This window comes from Saccharomonospora piscinae (assembly GCF_005862235.1).
Lineage (GTDB): Bacteria > Actinomycetota > Actinomycetes > Mycobacteriales > Pseudonocardiaceae > Saccharomonospora > Saccharomonospora piscinae.
This window is the reverse complement of sequence record NZ_VCEK01000008.1, coordinates 1-17,726: the sequence shown is the minus strand read 5'-3', so window position 1 is coordinate 17,726 and position 17,726 is coordinate 1. Positions and strand designations below refer to the sequence as shown.

At 67.4% G+C, this 17,726-nt stretch carries 24 protein-coding genes; 5 read left to right on the top strand and 19 right to left on the bottom strand.

Going from position 1 to position 17,726, the window contains the following annotated elements:
- Positions 1-187 precede the first annotated feature (187 nt).
- Positions 188-361 carry a hypothetical protein gene (locus tag FFT09_RS22640; protein WP_138383973.1) on the bottom strand — a complete coding sequence of 58 codons (174 nt, stop codon included), beginning with the start codon at positions 359-361 and terminating at the stop codon, positions 188-190.
- Positions 362-505: 144 nt separating this feature from the next.
- On the opposite strand from FFT09_RS22640, the gene FFT09_RS22635 reads away from it, so the two are divergent.
- The 3 genes from FFT09_RS22635 to FFT09_RS23180 all read left to right on the top strand — a co-directional run bounded on the left by FFT09_RS22635 (position 506) and on the right by FFT09_RS23180 (position 1,982).
- The gene (locus FFT09_RS22635; RefSeq protein WP_244231474.1) at positions 506-844 is read left to right on the top strand and encodes a DUF6247 family protein; all 339 of its coding nucleotides are present in this window, start codon (positions 506-508) and stop codon (positions 842-844) included.
- The gene (locus FFT09_RS22630) at positions 804-1,103 is read left to right on the top strand and encodes a type II toxin-antitoxin system RelE/ParE family toxin (RefSeq protein WP_138383972.1); all 300 of its coding nucleotides are present in this window, start codon (positions 804-806) and stop codon (positions 1,101-1,103) included. The genes FFT09_RS22635 and FFT09_RS22630 overlap by 41 nt, the downstream gene beginning before the upstream one ends.
- Positions 1,104-1,244: 141 nt before the next feature.
- Entirely contained in the window at positions 1,245-1,982 is a 738-nt protein-coding gene (locus tag FFT09_RS23180) for a hypothetical protein (RefSeq protein WP_208544500.1), read from the top strand.
- 634 nt (positions 1,983-2,616) lie between these two features.
- Here the strand turns inward: FFT09_RS23180 and FFT09_RS22620 are convergent.
- The 7 genes from FFT09_RS22620 to FFT09_RS22590 all read right to left on the bottom strand — a co-directional run bounded on the left by FFT09_RS22620 (position 2,617) and on the right by FFT09_RS22590 (position 7,902).
- Entirely contained in the window at positions 2,617-2,802 is a 186-nt protein-coding gene (locus FFT09_RS22620) for a hypothetical protein (RefSeq protein ID WP_138383971.1), read from the bottom strand.
- A 312-nt stretch (positions 2,803-3,114) separates the two neighbouring features.
- Positions 3,115-3,417, bottom strand: coding sequence for a hypothetical protein (locus FFT09_RS22615; RefSeq protein ID WP_138383970.1), 303 nt, complete (start codon positions 3,415-3,417; stop codon positions 3,115-3,117).
- 58 nt (positions 3,418-3,475) lie between these two features.
- A complete protein-coding gene (locus tag FFT09_RS22610; RefSeq protein WP_138383969.1) occupies positions 3,476-4,474 on the bottom strand; it encodes a hypothetical protein in 999 nt (332 codons plus the stop codon).
- A 226-nt stretch (positions 4,475-4,700) separates the two neighbouring features.
- On the bottom strand, positions 4,701-5,210 hold the full coding sequence (locus FFT09_RS22605; RefSeq protein ID WP_138383968.1) for a hypothetical protein: 510 nt from the start codon (positions 5,208-5,210) through the stop codon (positions 4,701-4,703).
- Positions 5,211-5,733: 523 nt separating this feature from the next.
- Entirely contained in the window at positions 5,734-6,336 is a 603-nt protein-coding gene (locus tag FFT09_RS22600) for a hypothetical protein (RefSeq protein ID WP_138383967.1), read from the bottom strand.
- A 692-nt stretch (positions 6,337-7,028) separates the two neighbouring features.
- Complete coding sequence (locus tag FFT09_RS22595; RefSeq protein WP_138383966.1) at positions 7,029-7,268, bottom strand: hypothetical protein; 240 nt, start codon at positions 7,266-7,268, stop codon at positions 7,029-7,031.
- A gap of 64 nt (positions 7,269-7,332) precedes the next feature.
- Positions 7,333-7,902 (bottom strand): hypothetical protein, encoded by a 570-nt coding sequence (locus tag FFT09_RS22590; protein WP_138383965.1) that lies wholly within the window; start codon positions 7,900-7,902, stop codon positions 7,333-7,335.
- A gap of 612 nt (positions 7,903-8,514) precedes the next feature.
- Here FFT09_RS22590 and FFT09_RS22585 point away from each other — a divergent pair.
- Positions 8,515-9,681: a tyrosine-type recombinase/integrase gene (locus tag FFT09_RS22585; protein ID WP_244231473.1), complete on the top strand. Its 1,167-nt coding sequence runs from the start codon at positions 8,515-8,517 to the stop codon at positions 9,679-9,681.
- A 225-nt stretch (positions 9,682-9,906) separates the two neighbouring features.
- Here the strand turns inward: FFT09_RS22585 and FFT09_RS22580 are convergent, their stop codons facing one another.
- A complete protein-coding gene (locus tag FFT09_RS22580) occupies positions 9,907-10,281 on the bottom strand; it encodes a hypothetical protein (protein ID WP_138383964.1) in 375 nt (124 codons plus the stop codon).
- Positions 10,282-10,936: 655 nt separating this feature from the next.
- On the opposite strand from FFT09_RS22580, the gene FFT09_RS22575 reads away from it, so the two are divergent.
- On the top strand, positions 10,937-11,494 hold the full coding sequence (locus FFT09_RS22575; RefSeq protein ID WP_138383963.1) for an NYN domain-containing protein: 558 nt from the start codon (positions 10,937-10,939) through the stop codon (positions 11,492-11,494).
- Positions 11,495-11,629: 135 nt separating this feature from the next.
- Here the strand turns inward: FFT09_RS22575 and FFT09_RS22570 are convergent, their stop codons facing one another.
- The 10 genes from FFT09_RS22570 to FFT09_RS22535 all read right to left on the bottom strand — a co-directional run bounded on the left by FFT09_RS22570 (position 11,630) and on the right by FFT09_RS22535 (position 17,572).
- Complete coding sequence (locus FFT09_RS22570) at positions 11,630-12,085, bottom strand: GIY-YIG nuclease family protein (RefSeq protein ID WP_244231472.1); 456 nt, start codon at positions 12,083-12,085, stop codon at positions 11,630-11,632.
- Between the two features lie 18 nt (positions 12,086-12,103).
- Entirely contained in the window at positions 12,104-12,184 is an 81-nt protein-coding gene (locus tag FFT09_RS23550; protein WP_425273077.1) for an excalibur calcium-binding domain-containing protein, read from the bottom strand.
- 275 nt (positions 12,185-12,459) lie between these two features.
- Complete coding sequence (locus FFT09_RS22560; protein WP_138383961.1) at positions 12,460-13,437, bottom strand: hypothetical protein; 978 nt, start codon at positions 13,435-13,437, stop codon at positions 12,460-12,462.
- A 136-nt stretch (positions 13,438-13,573) separates the two neighbouring features.
- Positions 13,574-14,473: a DUF5131 family protein gene (locus tag FFT09_RS22555; RefSeq protein WP_138383960.1), complete on the bottom strand. Its 900-nt coding sequence runs from the start codon at positions 14,471-14,473 to the stop codon at positions 13,574-13,576.
- 70 nt (positions 14,474-14,543) lie between these two features.
- Complete coding sequence (locus FFT09_RS22550) at positions 14,544-14,828, bottom strand: hypothetical protein (RefSeq protein WP_138383959.1); 285 nt, start codon at positions 14,826-14,828, stop codon at positions 14,544-14,546.
- Positions 14,818-14,985, bottom strand: a complete 168-nt coding sequence (locus tag FFT09_RS23025; RefSeq protein WP_167305428.1) for a hypothetical protein — start codon at positions 14,983-14,985, stop codon at positions 14,818-14,820. The genes FFT09_RS22550 and FFT09_RS23025 overlap by 11 nt, the downstream gene beginning before the upstream one ends.
- Entirely contained in the window at positions 14,982-16,505 is a 1,524-nt protein-coding gene (locus FFT09_RS22545) for a DNA cytosine methyltransferase (RefSeq protein ID WP_138383958.1), read from the bottom strand. The genes FFT09_RS23025 and FFT09_RS22545 overlap by 4 nt, the downstream gene beginning before the upstream one ends.
- Complete coding sequence (locus FFT09_RS22540) at positions 16,502-16,798, bottom strand: WhiB family transcriptional regulator (RefSeq protein ID WP_244231471.1); 297 nt, start codon at positions 16,796-16,798, stop codon at positions 16,502-16,504. Before FFT09_RS22540 ends, FFT09_RS22545 begins: the two co-directional genes overlap by 4 nt.
- 145 nt (positions 16,799-16,943) lie before the next feature.
- Positions 16,944-17,075 (bottom strand): hypothetical protein, encoded by a 132-nt coding sequence (locus FFT09_RS23455; RefSeq protein ID WP_279631025.1) that lies wholly within the window; start codon positions 17,073-17,075, stop codon positions 16,944-16,946.
- A gap of 65 nt (positions 17,076-17,140) precedes the next feature.
- Positions 17,141-17,572 carry a hypothetical protein gene (locus FFT09_RS22535; protein WP_138383956.1) on the bottom strand — a complete coding sequence of 144 codons (432 nt, stop codon included), beginning with the start codon at positions 17,570-17,572 and terminating at the stop codon, positions 17,141-17,143.
- Positions 17,573-17,726: the final 154 nt, after the last annotated feature.

Genomic DNA, 17,726 nt, shown 5'->3' with positions numbered 1-17,726 from the left:
CCGAACTGCACACAAACGAACTCCACGCGCTACCAGCCTTCCCGGACTTGATCGAATCAGACGTGAACTCGCGCCGACCGTTGTACGCGGCGGTAGTGACGCTCGCGAGGCCACCGAGCCGAGGTGCTATCGCGGCGTTCGAGACACGACCGAAGGGGCAGGCCCGGGAGCCGAGACTGACCCGTGGCTAGTCGTCGTTTTCGTCGTTGGCGATGGCGCGATCTGCCGTTGACTGTGCACGTTCGGCGAACCCCGATCGGGCCGAGTCGCTGTCCGGATTGCGGTCGGCCGCGGACTGGATCCGGCTGGCATCTTCCTTGCTCATCGGCGTGCTCTTGTCGCTGCCATGCTTGCCGCTCATGCTCAGCGCCTCCCGGCTTTGAGCGTCTCACTCCGGCCTCCGCCCCGCTTTCTGTGAGGGAAGCAGCGGCGGGAACTGTCGCCGGTGCAGCGCGGAACTCCGCCAGCCTGCAGGTGAGTGTCCGGCGCGTGGGGGTGGTTTATCGTGGCGTTTGTGACCGCGCACGCCTCTGATGTATCGCAGCCGGGCGGGCAGCATCCGCTCTCGCCGGGTGCCTCGCCGCACGCCATTCGTTCGGCGCTGCTGGAGTCCGACCGCGCGCGGTTCGATGCGGCCTACGCCGCGGCGTTGGAGACCGCTCGTGACCGGCTGGAGCTGGTGGAGCTGTTCGAGGTGCTGGAGCAGTGGCGCCGGGTCGCGGTGTTGCAGAGCGACCGCGGGAACTTCCGCGCGGTCGCGCGGCGGGCGGCCGAGCTGGTCACCGGGGAGCCGGTTGCCGACGATGAGCCGCTGGAGACCCTCCGCGCCAAGGCTGGCCTGTAGCCCGCGGGTGTACCGGATCGTCGTCGACGAGCGCGTCCAGGCGCAGCTCGATGCGCTGCCCGCCGAGGCGTTGAGCGCCTACCTGGAGCTGCGCAGCACGCTGGAGACCGTGCCGAGCAGCGGCCGGCCGCTGCACCCGGCAAAGCCGCACGGTGTGCTGACTTTCGTGTTCGGCCCGCACGGTGAGGGGCTCGTGTTCTACCTGGTGCTCGACTTCGATGAGCGGGTCGAAGTCCTCGACGTCCGGTGGCTGGGCTAACGCCCTGAGCCCGGCCGCTGGTCGTGGCGCGCGGGCTTTGTCCTCGCCGTCGTGGAGGCGAAGAATCCGCCCGCCCACCTTGCGTTCGTCAGGGTTCCCTGACACCCTGCTTGTCAGGGAACCCTGACGGATGGAGGCGTGATGGGTTGGGTGCATGACAGCGGCTACGACCGCGCGTACGAGCACGAGGGCCACGTCGTGACGTTCCTCGACGACGGCACCACCGCCACCTGCTATCCAGTGCCCCCCGAGCGCAGCGTGGTCGGCTGGAGCGCCGGATGCGCCTGCGGCTGGCGCGGCGAGCACGTCTACCTACGTTCCGACTGGCCCGACACCGGGCCCTCAGACCTTCCCCCAGACGATGTGGAGGGCTGGGAAACAGGCACGGGGTGCTTCCTCGAGTGGCAGGCCCACCTGCGCCAGGCGGTGCCCGAGCTGGCGGTCCACGACCTCATTGCCGACGCCGACCACACCCGCGACCAGATCACCGCCGCGGTCGCGCACGCCCGCACGGCGGGAGCGAGCTGGGAACGCATCGGGGCCGCGGCCGGCATCTCACGACAGTCCGCCCACGAACGCTGGTCTGCCGCGACCACCACCCACGCGCCCACTGACACCCTCGACGGCACGCAGATGGGCATGAAGAAACTGGCCTACCTGCGACTCCGGGACTTGCTGCGCGCTCGCGGCCACCGCGCCGAACAGCGCCAGGCCCACGCCCTCACCCAGCTCCACGCGATGCCATCCGACGCACTCAGCACCGAGCGGCGCCACCAGGTCGAGCGGGAACTGGCCGCCGCCGAAGCCGCAACCGAGACCTGGAAGGCCGCCGAGAAACTGCTCACCGACTTCTACCACCAGGAAAGCCGCCCTCAGTAGGTCCCCAAACTCCAGGACCGTCAGCCCCCGGAGTAGGTGCAGGCTCGACCACTGGTTGACCATTCCCGTCGATGACGTGCTCGACGGCGGGCGGCTCGTACGGCGGCACCGGCCGCAACTTCGCATCACTCATGCGCCCGACCGTGCCACCCCGTCCCGCCGCGCGAGGTCGGCTCGCGAGATCTGTGGACAACCTACGAGACACCGACCCCACAGAACCCACACAGCCGATGCGTCACAGGTGGGGGTGTGTCACCCGGCTCAGCGACACAACCCCACCTGGCACCCCGAAAACCACCACCATCCCCACCGCGCGCCGTTGGGGGCGACGCCGACAGCCCGATGCGGGTTTCAAACGCTGTATAACGCTTGTTACAGCCAGGCGTGGCTCAGGTCTTCCTCGCAGCCCTCCACGCACATCCCGTTGCCGGGATGCCCGCGCTGCACGGTCAACGTCGCCATCGGCGACCTGACACAGGGAGGACTCGAAGAGCTGGACCTATGGGGTTGGGCACCCCGGGGTATAGTAGACAACGCGCCGGGGTAATATTGAACGCGACAGCGACTCAATGACTATACCGGCAGCCTAGCCCGGACTGGGGCCCTCCAATTACGGAGAGCCCCAGTCGACCTGCTACTTGGCGATATGTGTCAGAACTTCGACGCCAAGCGGCAGACTGGTAGCGACGGCGGCGGCGGCATACGCCAGCGCCCTGCGACTCAGGCGGATTACCACTCCGTCTGAGCGCACCTCGACGAGTGCGTAGCGTTCGTCGAGGCCGTCGTCGTCCCAGCCTTCTTCTTCGTCCGATGTGGACAAATTAACTCCTTCCCACAGTGTCCGTCTCAGCCCTGTGCTGAGGCGGACACCGCGAGGGAGGAGCAGCAGATTCAGTATTCCGTATCAGCCTCGTGTGCCATTCACCACCCCCGATTGTGCTGTTTGCCGAGGTCAGTGGCCTCGTGTCGGCGTGAGAAACCGACTAGGCTTTTCGCGGCGCACCGTCGGCTCGGCCACAGAAGTATAACGATGCGCTCGTTGACGACCGCATCGGCAGGGGTCTGAAACAGGCCTGGCATGCTACGAACAGCGGTGCCGACTGACCTGAGCCCCGAGGACCGCAGTCCGGTCTCAGTCCGGCAGGGCGAACAACGCGGGCTGCTCACCGTCGTTGTACAGGCCGCGCAGACGGCGGCAGCGGCGGCACGACACCGGCAGTGTGGTGGGGCGCAGTTCGCCCAGGGCGCCGTGCCCGGCGAAGCCCTGCCGACACGCTGGCGCCGGGAGTCGTAGCCCGTTGATCCAGGGCACCCAGTCCACCGCGTGCGCGACCCGTGAGGAACCGACGTGCAGATTCTGGCCCGTGAACAGCGCCTCCTGCGCGGCGGCGAACGCCGCGGGATCAGCGTGGTAGTCCAACTCGGGCGTGGCCATAGGGCCCAGTATGGGCGCCGACATCGGCCTGGCGGAAGCTGTGGACCGGTGCTGCCGTTTATGGGTCCTTGTCCATGCGGTACTGCAGACAGCCTGGGCACAGCATGAGATCGTCCCGGTCCAATGTCGTGCGGCCGCAGCCTCCGCACGAGGCTCGCCGGTCGGCTGTCGCCGTGAGGCCGCACGCGAAGCAGATGCCAAGGGGCTCATCAGTGTGATCGCGGGTGTAGACATCGACGAAAGCCGTATCGTCACACACCGGGCACAGGGAGACCGACCAGCTATCTCGTCCTTGCGCAGCCAGGTGTTGGGACTCGTCCAGCACGTTCTCGGCGTACAGCTCCGCGATTTCGTGCCCGTCGTCTTGGCTCCAGTCGTGGCGGCAGAACCGGCACCAGTTCTCGTCCTCGGGTGCGAAGGTCCAGGCCAGTTGGGTGCATTCGGGGCAGTTCAGGATGAGTCCTGGCCATGCTTCAAGTTCGGGCGCGATGGCCTTCATCCGTGCCTTGCGGAAGTCCTCGATCTCGGTGCGCGCGCCGTCGATGAGGACTTGGGCCCGCTTCAACGATTCCACTTCGTCGGGTGGTGCCTCAGGCAGGAGGTGATTATGGATGAACTCCGACGTGACGTTCAGCGCATCGCCTGCGCAGGAGGTGATCACGTTTCGATCGGCGGTTGAGCCGAAGTGCTGCAGCTTGTTCCGCTCGTCGCTCAGACGTTGCAACGACTTTTGCTCGCCCTTCGACAAGCACACGCCGGCTACCCTCTCCAGCCGTGTTACGGCTTGCCTCCAGGAGACGCTGATGAACTTGCCGTGCGCGAGCTTGCTCTCGTCAGCTTGAGAGGGGTCGGCGAAGACGTGCGCGATCCCCTCCCGTTGGAGCCGCACCTTCAGCAAAATCTCAACGGCGGCCTGCAAGTGGAGGACTGCGTACTTCAGCTTCCGGGGATCGTCTGAATGCAGCAGATTCTCGATCGCGCTGTCGAGGAAGTCGACCCCGTTGACCACGGGTGGGAAGTGCAGGCCGGGGTCGTCACCTGCGCTGTCAGCGCTCATAGGCCGAACTTAAATGCCGCTCGTCGGCGATTGAGCTTCGAGGCAGACTCAGTTCGGCAACATCATTACCCGCGCAAGCGTATGTGGTGTGTTCCGGACCGCCGGGCTAGTCTCGGGTGTGCATCGTCCAGTAGGGCGGTGAAGTCGTGGACCCGGCAGCCTTCCGGACGGTCGACGGGCCGGGTTTCGCGCTCTGCACATCGACCTCGGCTGCGGGCCGGCTGAGCTATACGGTTCGGATGGTGTCGACGAGCTCGTGGACGCGGGCTTGCCATGCGCCGCCGCGGCTCCAGCACCAGGCGATGGCGTCGGGGATGGCCAGCAGGGGTTCTTCGTGGGCGCGCAGGTGCTCGTATCTCAGGTCGGTGGCGCCGGTTTCGCGGACGCGGCGGTAGAGCACATTCCGGTCGATGTCGCGTACGACCTCGTCCAGTTCGAGTATCACGCGTGCGGCGTTGGTGGCGGAGAGGTCGGTGACCAGGGCCTGCAGGCATGCTTCGCGTTGCCGACGGCGGGGGTGCTGCGCGGCGTCGTAGACGGCCACCGTCGGGTCGAGTTCGGTGATGGCGTCGAGGATCTGCTTGCGCCGGGCCGGGCTTTCCTTGACCAGATGCAGCCGCCGCTGCCCGGGCAGGACCAGGCCACGCAGTACCCGCCGGGCGCTGGCCACCTGCTGGGGTGGGAGCGCGGCTGCGGTCAGCAGCAGGTTCGGGCGTTTGGTCTCGTCGACGAACACGTGAGCGGCGGGCGGAGCAAGTGTTGGTGCAGGGTGCCGGGTCCTCTGGACACAGACTGGCTTGTGGCGGGGTCTGTGCCGCAGGGGATATGCCCGGGTGCCCGGGACAGAGGTCTGATCAAGAGTCACCCGTCCCACGCTAGCGTGCTATATGCCCGCGTTCCTGCTGCTGTCGATCAACGGCACGGCCTGTGCGGCGAGCCGGAGCCAACCGCTGCCACACGCTTCAGCGCCGCTATATTCCCTGCACAGTTGATCCGTATAACGCTTAACACGGCAAGTCGCGGACGGGTACAGACCCGCCCAGAAGAGGCGACATGCTGGGATCGCAAAGGCAGGGCTGCTGTAGTGAAGGACCCTGGATATGCGTCAGGCCAGGGTCCGGGTCTACCCCCGGCAGCACCTGGCCTGGCGACTCGCCCGCCACCCACGGTGGCGAACTGCTGTGCCCAACTATACGGCCCTGGGCCCAGTTCTGCCCAGACCGGCCCGAAAGTGCCCGACCCGGGAGTCGTGCCCGTGCTCAGCAGCCGGTGTCGACGTCGAGCTCGTAGACGCAGTGCTCCAGCAGGGCCCGGCACTCCGGATCGCCCTGTCGGTGGGCGCGCACCGCGCCGGCCACCAGGTCGGCCGCCCACAGCAGCGGCTCGGCCGGTCCGGGTACATGGTCGATGACGAACCGGCTGCCCTTGGGCAAGGCGAACCGCGCGCCCTGCACGGTGGCGATGTCCCGGGCGTTAAGCACGCGGGTACGGCTCTCCAGCAGCAGCCGCTCGACACCGTAGCCGTGCAGCTCCAGCACCAGCTGGTGCAGACAGCGCGCCCGCGCGCGTTCCTGACGTCGGGGCGGCACCGGGCCGCCCACCACGACCAGATGCAGAGCTTCCAGCTCCGCCAACTGCTTGACCGCCGCCCGCTGCCTGACCGGGGCCATCTCGTTCCAGTGCAGCTTGCCGTCCCGCCGCCCATAGAGGTCGAGCAGTACCTCGCGGGCGACGTCGACGGCGTTGGGGGCGAACACCGCGGCCGCCACGACGTAGTAGCCGCCGGTGTGCGCTTCCTGGAACGACTCGTCGCCGTACGCACACGGTGCCGGAGTATGAGCGCTGGGTGTCTCGGGCGGCATCACACGATTGTGCCGACAGGGCCGACACAGCGGGCCACCGCAGCTCCGATCACGCAGGAATTCGTTCATACCGCGCAGGCTGCGGCACCGGTGTCACCGACCAGCCCGATCGACCCTGTGCGGGAGTCGCTGGCGTCGACGCCGAGCGCGCGGATGACCGTGAGCCACCCAAGGCGTCCACCAGGCCCGAGTAACCAGGCTGGCTACATCACAGATACCCTGGCTGCACAATGTTGCAATGGTTCCAACGGTCGCCAGGCCCGAGGCACCTTGGGAAAAGAAGTGGGGTCCCGCGCATGCACGGAACCCCACCGGACCTCACCCGGCCAAGAGGCTGGTCACCAGGATGCCGAGTGAGGTACTGAGGACCGCCATCGCTCTGGTGTTCAGTTCAACACTGAACTTGAGCACCAGAGCAGGTGGTCTTCCCTCGTTTTTCTTCGACATCGGCCTTCCTTTCTCTGGAGACTCGTCCGTCTCCAGGCCTGAGAGACGGACGACGCCACCCGGGGACAAGGCAGGCCGACCACTCCCAGTATCGATCACACCCCGATCACGTAGGACACCACCCCGACATGCCGGCCCCGATCAGGCCGCAACTCGTGTCCACCGGAGTCGGACACGACGCAGTGGGCAGGGCATGGGCGCCCGCATCTCCTCCTGCGGTCTGGTGGGGTGCGGGTGGAGACCCCTCAGGACGTCGGGGGTTCTGGCGCGGGGCCGACGTGCTCGATCCGGTAGCGGAAGGTGCCGCCGCCTTCGAGGTGCAGGTTCGAGGAGTAGACGTCGACGATGAGGTTTCCGTCGGCGTCACGGTCGACGTAGGACTGGATGGTTGCGACGTCGCCGATGATGACGCCGTCGGAGTGGTCGAAGGCCAGCGCGGCCACGTCGACCGGGTCGGTGAGGTCGTAGCTCTCGTCGTCAGTCATGACGATCAGTATGTAGATGCTCAACACCGCGTGCTCGCCAAACGGCGAGTCAGTGCTCTGCTGTTCAGCCCAACCAGAGTTGCAGTTGCCGCGCCAGCAGCAGCAGGATTGTGAACACCAGCAGCACGAACCAGGTGTCGCCGCTGAGGCTTGACGTGCTCTTTGGTTTGGCTACTGGCGTGGCTCGGGGGCGGGTGGTGTGCATGTGGTTGAGCCACTCGATCAGGCGTTGCGCCTCGTGCTCTGGCAGGCCGTGGCGCACGGTGTGGCGGCCCACCAGCCGCAGGGTGCTGCCGTCGCGCTGGTAGGCAAACCACTGGACGCCGTCAGTGACGACCCCGATGTGGTGGCGGTGGGTGGTGGTGTGCAGGGCGTGCAGGTAGCCGCCCACCTGCTCAGCCGCACGGCCCAGCGCACCGGCTGGGCGCAAGTCGCGTTTGACCTCCACCGCCAGGCGCCCGGCGTAGAGGTCGATGCGGCGGCCGCCGGGCAGAGGATATTCCAGCGTGATGCGGCCCAGGCCCAGGGCGGGGTCGGCCAGCACGTGGTGGATCAGCGACTGGATGGTGATCTCGTTGGTGCGTTTCTGGCGGGCAGTGGCGAGCTGGCGCACCAGCTGGGCGGTGGTGGGCACCGGGATATCCTTTCAGGGTGCAGCCGCACCCAACTCCTGGTTCCCGCGGCCCAGGCGCGGGTGACGACCTTCCACATCAGATCGAGACTCCCATTCGGCTTTAGAGCGACGATCTCGCCCACGTGCATGGGATCGGCCGTGGAAGGCTCACCAGCTGGGACAGGCAGCCTGAGGAGATCTTTCAGAAAAGGTGCAGCTCACCGGGGGTGTGTCGGGCGACCGTCCCCGCTGACGCCGTACCCGGCCCACCCGTGCGGCAGGCGGGCATGGGTAGCGTCTCCACTTCTGCCCACGACACCCACTCCACGGCGTGCACCGCGCGACCGGTGCCGACCTGCAGGTTCCGTCCGGAGAACAGGGCGTGCTGCGCGGCCGCGAACTCGGCGGCGTCGAGGTGGGTGAGCTGGGGGTGGGGGTGCGCTCATGGCCGCAGTATCGCCCGCACCAGGCGGTTGAGTCACGTGCCGTCGCGGTAGCGAGGCTGTCTACGGGCCGGTGCGGTGCTTCGGTCGTCGGGTTCGCATGGGTAACTGGGCTGGTTCGAGCGCCGGTGTAATCCTCTTATAACATGGCGTATAAGAGGTTTTTGACTCGCTGGCTGGGAGAACATCCGTGACCGCTCTGGCCCCCCACACCGCCACCGTCGAGCACGTCGACGCCGACCACTGGACCGAACGCGTCGCCGCCCCGACGATGAGCTGGCTCATGGCCCGCCGCTCGGATCACACCAAGACCGCCTACGCCACCCGCCTGGGCATCCCGCGCGAGCGCCAGACCTGGCGCGGGCCGACCACGCGGCCGAACGCGGCGAAGCCGACCCCCTCCTACGCGTGGTTCACCTGGTGCCGGTCCCATGGTCTGAACCCGCTCACCGACGTCACCGTCGATGTCATGCGCGCGTGGGTAGCCACCATCCGCGAGTTCGGCGGCACCGACGCCACCATCCAGTCCTACGCCGGTGCCATCGCTGCCTGGTACCGCGAGATGCGCAAGCGCGGCCTCACCGACGTCGTGATGGCCGAGGTGCTCGACACCGACGAACGCAAGGCCCACGGCATCAGCTCCCCGTCGCCGTCCTCGCCGACGCACGCGCTCACCTACGAACAGGCGCAGGCCCTACGCCTGTCGGCGCGACTGGACTCGACGCCGACCCGGCTGCGCAACGTCGCGATGGTCGAGCTGCTGCTGTCGACCGGCCTCCGCGCCGCGGAGCTGTGCGCGCTGACTCGCGGCAGCATCGACCGCACCGGCCGCGAGGGCGTGCTCACCGTGCACGGCAAAGGCGGCCGGACCCGCCAGCTCCGGTTGACCGACGCGGCCCTGGCCTCGGTCGAGGCCCACCTCATCGAACGCGACCAGGCCGACGCCGGAACCGAGGTCACCGTGGCCGGCCACACCTCCGGCCGCGGCCGAGGCCACGAAACCCTGTTCATCGCCGCCCGCACCGACAAGCCCCTCACGCCGGCACAGGTGCGGCAAACGCTGTCCCGGCTGTGCCGGATCGCTGAGCGCAAGGGCACGACCCCGCAGGCCCGCCGCGCGGCCGCTGAACTCGCCCCGATCCGCGGGTCGATCCACCCCCACCAGTGCCGCCGCTTCTACGCCGTGCACGCCGCGGCGATGGGAGTCCACGTCGAGCAGATCCGCAACGACCTCGGGCACGCCAGCCTGACCACCACCCAGCGCTACCTCGCCGACGCCGCACGCCTGGCATCCTCCGGCGCCTACACCGTGTCGGCATCCCTCGCGGCCGGCAACGCCGACTGGGGCATCGAATGACCACGTGTGGATGCTGACCGACCACATGAGCACTGCCCCGGCCAAGGGAAATAGCTCGACGAACTCGTCGTCGACTACCGCGACGACCTGCCTCGATGGCCGTGTTCGGCATTCACGGCGAAGGTCCGGACCTGCCTGGTGGCGCATCTGCCCGCACCGCACGTGCTCAACCTCTGCCGCCGCTCTTCAAGGTCGTGACGTCGAGGTGCGGCGGCGTCGTGCTGTTCAGTGCTGAGGGAACCGATGCGAGTTCCTCGGTGGCGCGAGGACGCGACGCAACCGCCACACGAGGTCGTTGGCGAGCTCGGTCGATGCCTGGCAGCCGTCCCCTCCGCCGTGGTTGGCGACGGCGTCGGAGCACAGGTCGACAATCTCGCGCATCACGTCGACGTTCCCGTGGAACAGTTGCGCGGGCATGGCGACGTATTCGCCGTAGGACTGCCAGTCCACCCACGCGAGTGGGTGACCGGAGGCCAACAGCCGTCTCCCGGGGCCGGGGTCTTCTTTCCACTGCCCGACACCGGCGAGGTCGGCAGCGGACTTGAGCTGGTCGAGGGCCTTGCGGGTCGCGGCTATGTCGTCGAGGTAAGCGCTGGTCACAGGAGCTCCTAGCGGGTCGTCGGGTGTCTTGGGATCAACCATAAGGGCGTCTGTTGACACCCACGACGCTCTCTGCGGGAGCGGCTGGGCGGTGCGGCATCGTCGCCGACGGGTCTCACGGCCTTGTCGAGCTTGGACCACGCCAGTGGCAGGCCGCAGTTCCGCACTCAGGCGTCGCCGACGATCCAAGTGTCGGTGTCGAGTTTCGGACGACGCGGTTTGATTGGGGTGACGCCGGGCCGGTTGGCGTGGGTGATGTCGGCTGAGCAGAATTGAACCGTTTACGCGCCATTTTGAGCCACGTGAACTCGCCTCGAAAACGGCCCTTGCGCTGGTTCGCGAGGACCCCTATTCTTGTGTTACTCCCAGCAAGTCGACCGAGGTGCACTTCACACTCGGGCAAGACCTCGTGTCCCTGGAGCACCGCCGAAGAGGACATTTTCGCAGGTCAGGGCATCCGAGGGACGCCAGGGGGATAACTAAATAATTATTTCATCATCTAAATCTCTTCCAGTAATTTAGATGATGAAATAATTAACCAATTAGAGGACGAAAGTTCCATGGGACATTAGCTCGCAGACTACCTTGAAGAGCAGCTACACCGACAGATCGCCTGCGCTGCCCCAATCATCACTACACCACGGAAGGAACCACCATGACCCTGTACGTATACGTCGATAACTCCAACATCTGGATCGAGGGCCAACGCATCCAGGCGGTCCGAAGCGGTAAAGCTTGCGACATCCGCACCGCGCTGGAGCAAAAACTCTACGCGCACTGGACCTACGACTTTGGTCGTCTCTACGATCTGCTCTGTCCAGCAGGTCAAGCCGTGGGCAGATCCATCCTGTTCGGCTCCAGGCCGCCCGAGAACGACAGCATCTGGCAGAAAGTCCGTGACGCGGACTTTGAAGTTGAGACGTTTGACCGCAGCACCTTCACCAACAGAGAGAAGCAGGTCGACATTGGGCTGAGCACCAAAATGCTGGACGACTCCTACGAGTACATGAACCCGGCCAACGGCGACATGGCCGTACTGGCGGCAGGCGACGCCGACTTCCTGCCAGCCACCCAGTCCCTGCAAAGGCGTGGTCTCAAGGTACGGGTCGTGTCTTGGTCCCACGCGGTCAGCCACAAACTCCGCGACACCGCCGACGAGTTCGTGGCCCTGGATCCCCACTTCGATCATTTGAGCCGCGCACCAGAACACTGACCTAGTTCGGGGACAGGACAGCTGGCCCCGCTAGAAGCCTGTCCGGCGCTCGTCATGCGAGCATCGGGACGTACTTGTAGCTCGTGGGACCGGCTGACGCCGATCCCACGAGCTATGAAGGAAGCGGCGTTGCTGTTAGCGGCGTGTGTTCCACAAGGGTGTGGCCTGCAGCGCGGTGATCACTGCCTTTTCCAGGACCACAGCCGAGGCGCGGTCGGTTGTCTGGGTCCAGCACAGCCACAGCTGAGCCCAGCGTAGGGCGGCTTGGGCCCACTGTTTCGCGGTCAACGGGTGGCCAGCGTCGATTTCGATGAGCCGTTCACGGACCCATGCGGGGTCAGCTAGGGCACGGGTGAACGCGGCTTCGCCGAGGCCGCTGACGGCCGCTTTGCCCGAGGCATACACCGACAGCCGCCCACGCAGGCCCATCCCGCGGCGCTCGCCGGCCATGCCGACGTAGACGATCGATCCGTTGCCGTTGCGGGCCAGATAGACCCCTGGGGTGCGGGGTGCGGTGTCGAGGGCCTGATCGAAGGGCACCCATGGCGACCACGGGCCCAGGACCTCGACGGGTTCGGGTAGCTCCACCACCGACCGGTTGCCTTTCTGCTATTCGCAGGCGACGCCATCCCCGTCGCGGTCGAGCGTAGCCGGGTTCGCCCATCCAGCGGGACAGCACCGCCCGCTCATGCGGTCATCCACGCTGAGCCATGTACGGAGTTATACAGGCACCCCGCAACCTGCCAACTCGAGAAGGACTGTGCAACCGAGAGCGAAAGGGCTGATCGGCCGAACGCACAGCGGCACATCCAACTCGGCCACGAACAACTCACCTGGTCGTGCTGCTCCGGCTGACGAAACCCGCTAACCACCACAATCGGCACACCCCTGAACGCAAGAAGGGCCTTGGGTCTGGAAACGGAAGTTCCGCTCCAGACCCAAGGCCCTCGTCTTGTACGGCACGGTCAGCGGGCGTCCACCGGCGCCTCAGCGGGCGACACAGGGTCTTCTCCGAGTTCTGCCGGGGTGGCCACGAACATGAGCCCGACTCCCAGCGCGCCGAGGGTGTAGAGCACCACGCCCCACACGGTGGAGCCGGTGGCCGCCAGGATCCAGCCGAGCGTGGGGATCGCCAACGACCCGAGCGTCGCCATCGCGTGGATACGCAGGGGTTCAGCCTTGCGCCGGGCCTGCGCCAGAGCCCGTTTCTCCTCGCGGTCGGCGTTGTCCCAGCCCACGATGATGCTGAGGTCGTCGTCGATGTGACCGCGGAGGCGGTTGTAGGCGTAGCTGCCCGGCTGGGCGGCGTCCAGCAGGCGCTTGTTGCGCTCGACCTGTTCGGCCAGCGACTCGGTCCGGGTCGGCTCCGGCTCGACCTGCACCGGAGGTTCCGGGGCCCGCTTGTACACCAGGAACGACGGCAGCGCCCACAACACTGCGAGGGCACCCGCTGCGGCGATCCCGTGGCCGGGCGCCGCGCCGGCATAGCCCATCCACACCGTGGCCATGCCGAACCCGAGCCACAGGACGCGCGGGTAGATCGACCTCCGGTTGAATGACAGGAAGATCAGCCCGCCGAAGGCCAGCCACGCCAGCATCCCCGCTGCGGGGGTGAGGCCGGGGACGTCGAGGTGGGTGCGTGCCCAGACGGTGAGTGGTGCGCCGACGACCGGCCACACCCCGCTGTTCCAGATGTTCGCCATCGCCGCGGTGAAGCCGCCGGTCTCCACCGGTTCCGGCGGCGGAGGAGGCGGTGTTTCCGACTCGGACAGCCCGAGGATCAGCGCCGTGATGCCGAGGGCTGCGATGACCGCCCACACGGCCCCGAGTAGCCACGCACGCCGTTTCGGGTTGGTGTCGTGTAGCCGGTCAAGTTCCTGCTTCCAGGAAGCGAATTTCTCGCCGATGAGGCTGAGGGGTCGCTCGTCGCGTACGCCGATCAATCGTGGTCCTTTCGTCTCCAGTCATGCGAAAGGGGCCGAGACCCGGTATGGAGTCTCGACCCCTGACGTCGTGGTGCAGGCGGTTTCCTGCTGGTCTCAACCCATCGGGTGGGTCTGGGCAGAAGTCTTGGTCACCTCATCCACCGGCCACACCCGCTTCGGCGAGCAACTGCGGGAACTCATCCCATGTCCGACCGTCGAGCTCGCGTCCGGCTTTGCCCTTGCCGACTCGACGCATGACCTGCCGGTGGCCCATGTCGTCGAGCGGTGGTCCGACCAGCACTTCGCGGCCGACGTTGTGCTGCGCCATGCCAATGCCCCGGCCCGCCGGCGTCCAGGCGCCCCACTGCTTGAAGAAGAACGGCACCCCCGCGGCAGCGCACTGGTCCCGGAGGGTGCGCACCCAGTCGGGGTGCATGGGTCGAGCGTCGCGCCCGGATTCCCCACCCGCGATGACCCAGTCGATCGACAGGCCGTCGAGGTCCACCGGGCCCAGCAGCGGCTCACACGACAGGAACCGCACAGCGGCGGGAGTGTCGAGCAGTGCGGGAATGCGCAGGTCGGCGCGCTTCTGATCCTCCACGGACACCCCGAGCCACACGTTTCGCAGGGGCCACCAGTCCCAGCCGGGGGTGATGGCGGTGTTCCCCACGTACTCGTCGCGGTACACGGCCACGAGGTCCCGGAACACGGGACTGTTGAGCAGGGCCCGCATGCGGGCGTGGCGTTTCGTGAGGAGCTGGTAGGTGTGCTGGGGTGTGGCGGCGATGACCGCGAACACGCGGGCGATGTAGTCGTCCGGCACCTCGGTGTGGAACAGGTCGCTCATGGAGTTCACGAACACCCGTCGCGGTTTCCGCCAGCCGAGCGGGGCGGTGAGCTTGTTCGGGCGGAGTTGCACGTCGAACCCGTGCTGGAAGTAGTGGCCGGGGGTGCCTCGGAATCGTTCGGCGAGGGTGAGGGCGTAGCAGTTGTCGCACCCGGTGACTGGGTTCCAGGTGGTGTTGGTCCACTCGATGCTGGTGCCGTCGGACACGGTTCCTCCTGCGGGCTGGGGGTCTGGTGGAGCAGGCAACGCGCAGGCAAGCTGCGCGCTCCCCTCACCATCAGGACCCGGCGTTCGGGTAGTGCTCTGACGAGCCGCCCGCGATGTGCGGGCACATACCGCCGAGACCCCAGCACCACGAGCAATACGGGCCAGCGCCGTCGTCGACGGTGATGACGAGCCGGGCATCGGAGCCACCGACGCGCTCGATCTCGTTGGCGATGTAGTCGGCGACACGGTCGGACAGGTCACGGTCGAGGTCGAGGTCCCGGGCAACCTGTTGTGCGTAGTCTCGGGTCGCCTTGTGCTCCTGAGGCCAGGTCAGGGCGCGGTGGTCACTGGTCACGGTTGTCCTCCTGGTCGGTTCCGCTGGTGATGGCAGCGTGCGCGGTGGGTTGGTGGTCGGGGCAGGGTTCGGATTCGACCGGGGTGTGGCAGGTGCTGCACACGTAGCCGCCGGGCGGGATGGAGGCGTCCCACACGTCGGGGGCGTCACTGGTCACTGGTCGGTCCCTTCCAAGGAGTTGACGACGGAGCGGATCAAGAACTCCGCTGCCGGCGGGGTGACCCCGTTGCCGAGCTGGCGGACTTGCTCGCGCTTGCTGCCGGTGAGCTGGTAGTCGGGGGTGAACGCCATCGCGGCCTGGATCTCGTGGACGGCGAGCATCCGGAAGGTGCAGTCCTTGACGTCAGGGGTCTCGTGTGGCCAGCCGACGAGCGACTGGTGCCCGGCGGTGGTGAGCGTGCGAGCGGGCTCGACGGCTGGCGTACACATCTGTCCGGGGTTGCCGCGCGCAGTGTTGTGGCGGACGAGCATGTGGTGGTTGCCCGACGCGCACACCGTGGCCAGGGGCTCCTTCACGTGTCGGGCGTCGCTGCCTCCGCCGCGTAGCTCGGCGATGAACGCGAGCCCGTAGCGGTCGTGGGTGGTGAGCGCGCCGACGGGTTCGCTGGCGGGGCGGGCGGTTTCGGCGGTGCCGTAGTAGGGCACCACGAGTGCGGTCTCGTGCCGGGCGGTCTGGGTCCGCATCGGCGTCGCCACGTGCGTGGCTTGCTTGCCGTCGCGGCCCTCGACGGGGACGAGCAGTCCGTGCGTCTCGCGGGTGGTGAGGGTGCGGAACGGGTCGCTCGGCGGGTACGAGGTGTCGTTCCAGGTGCCGCCTGCTGGGACGAGCTGCGCGCCCGCGTAGCGCTCGAGCCCCGCCTTGATGCGGGCGAGTGTCTTGGCCGAAAGGGGTTTGTCGCGGTCGCCGATGCGCTGGCCGGGCAGGGCCCAGTCGATCGCGGCGGCGGCCGGGAGCGCGTAGGGCTCGACGATGCTGTTGCGGCAGGAGACGTTGGGGCAGCGGTAGATGTACTGCTGCCGGTACCGGCCGACGGTGCGGCCGTTTTTCCACGACTGCATGGCGCGGACCTCGGCGTCGCACGTCGGGCACCAGGCGGCCGGGCGGATGTCGAGATCGGGCGCGGTGTTGCCTTTGCGCCAGAACACGACGTACATCCGGTCCCTGGACTGGGGTGCGCGGGGCGCGGCGATCGCCGGGGCGTGCATCGAGTTCAGGCTGACGATCTTGTGGTGGTAGCCGTAGGCGTCCATCGCCATCAGCCACGCCCGAAACGGCTCCCACTTCACGGCGTCGACGACGTTCTCCACGATCACCGCGTCGTAGCGGTGCACCTCCGCGAACCGCGGGACGTCCCACATCGTCGCCCTACTGCGCTCGGCCAGCGGGTCGGGCGCGCTGCCGAACAAGTCCGGCTGCCCCGGTGCTCTTTTGCCCCTGGCGATGCTGTGCGAGGTGCATTCGGGGCTGGCCCAGAGAATGTTGCTGCGGCGGTAGCGGCGGGGCTCGACCTGGGAGATGTCGGCGCAGTCGTGCAAGCAGTCGGGGAAGTTCGCGGCGTGGGTCTCGATCGCCCGCGGGGAGTGGTTCGCGGCGAGGTACAGCTCCACACCCGGCACGGCGGTGGCGCCGAGACCGGAGCCGCCGGCGCCGCAGAACAGGTCCGTCACGGTGATCACCGGTCACCACCGATGCTGTCGGCCCACCGCTCGATGGCGGCCTGCTGATGCTGGCGTCGCAGTGGGCGCCGATCTCGCGCGGAGAGCCCGCCCCACACCCCGAACCGCTCACCGCGGGCCAGCGCCTCAGCCAGGCACTCGGCGCTGACCGGGCAGCTGTGGCACACGGCTTTCGCGGTGCCGCTGTTCTGCCCGCTCTCGGGGAAGAACAGCTCAGGATCGGTTTGGGCGCACACCGCGCTGGCGTGCCAGGACTGGTCACCGGCCACCGTGGGCGTGGACAATGAAGACACCGGAACTCCCTCCAGAAGTGGTTTCGGTGGACCGGTCCGAGGCGCGTCGGCTCTGGAAGGTGGACGCGCCTCGGCTCCGGCAGGCTGGCTCTGAGCAGCCCACAGACACCACGAACCCCACGGGGCTCGTGGTGTCGAGTGCGGCTCAGCGCAACTCGCCGCAGAGCTGGTCGAGTTCGACCTCGTTGATCTCGTCGAGGTCGTAGCGCTGCGTCTCGGGGTTCCACACGATCTGGCCCGTGGCGTCGGCGAACAACACCCGCTCGTAGTCCTCCACGGGCTCGTCGATACCGGCGGCGGTGGTCCACCAACCGCCCGCCGTGGTCAGCCGTCGCCCTGGTGTCAGTGCGAACCGAGCTGGATGGTCTGCTTCGAGGCCTCATTCGCGTAGCGGGCGATCCGCTCCGCGTGAGCAGGGTTCTCGATCAGGAACATGAGCGCGGCCTCCACGGCGACACGACTCTGCTTCGGCAGCGGCCCGAACAAGGACGCGCTTCCCCGGCGCAGTCCCCGGTTCGCGATGTTCGCGTCCTCGGTGATCCGGTCGCAGAGGTCGGCCAGCGTGTTCGGGACGAGGGGCTCGATGCCCGTGGCGAGGTATCCGGACTGACCGTCTCCCCAGACGGTGTACTGGGTCTCACCAGTGGCCATGGTCTCGGTACGCACCAGCACGCCGACTCGGCCGACATAGTCGGGGTGCCCGTCGGTGATGCGGACTCGCTGGTGCATCAGCGGGTGGTCCTGGGTCACGCTGAGGGTGGTGGTCTCGGGCATGGCGGTTCCTCCTGACGTGGTGGCATGGGTTGGGGCTGAGCCGCACTCGACACCACGAACCCCGCGCGGGGTTCGTGGTCACCGATCTTCCCGCCCAGCGCCTCTGGGACGTGTTGTCGGATCTGGAGTCTTGGCCGGAATGGCTGCCCACAGT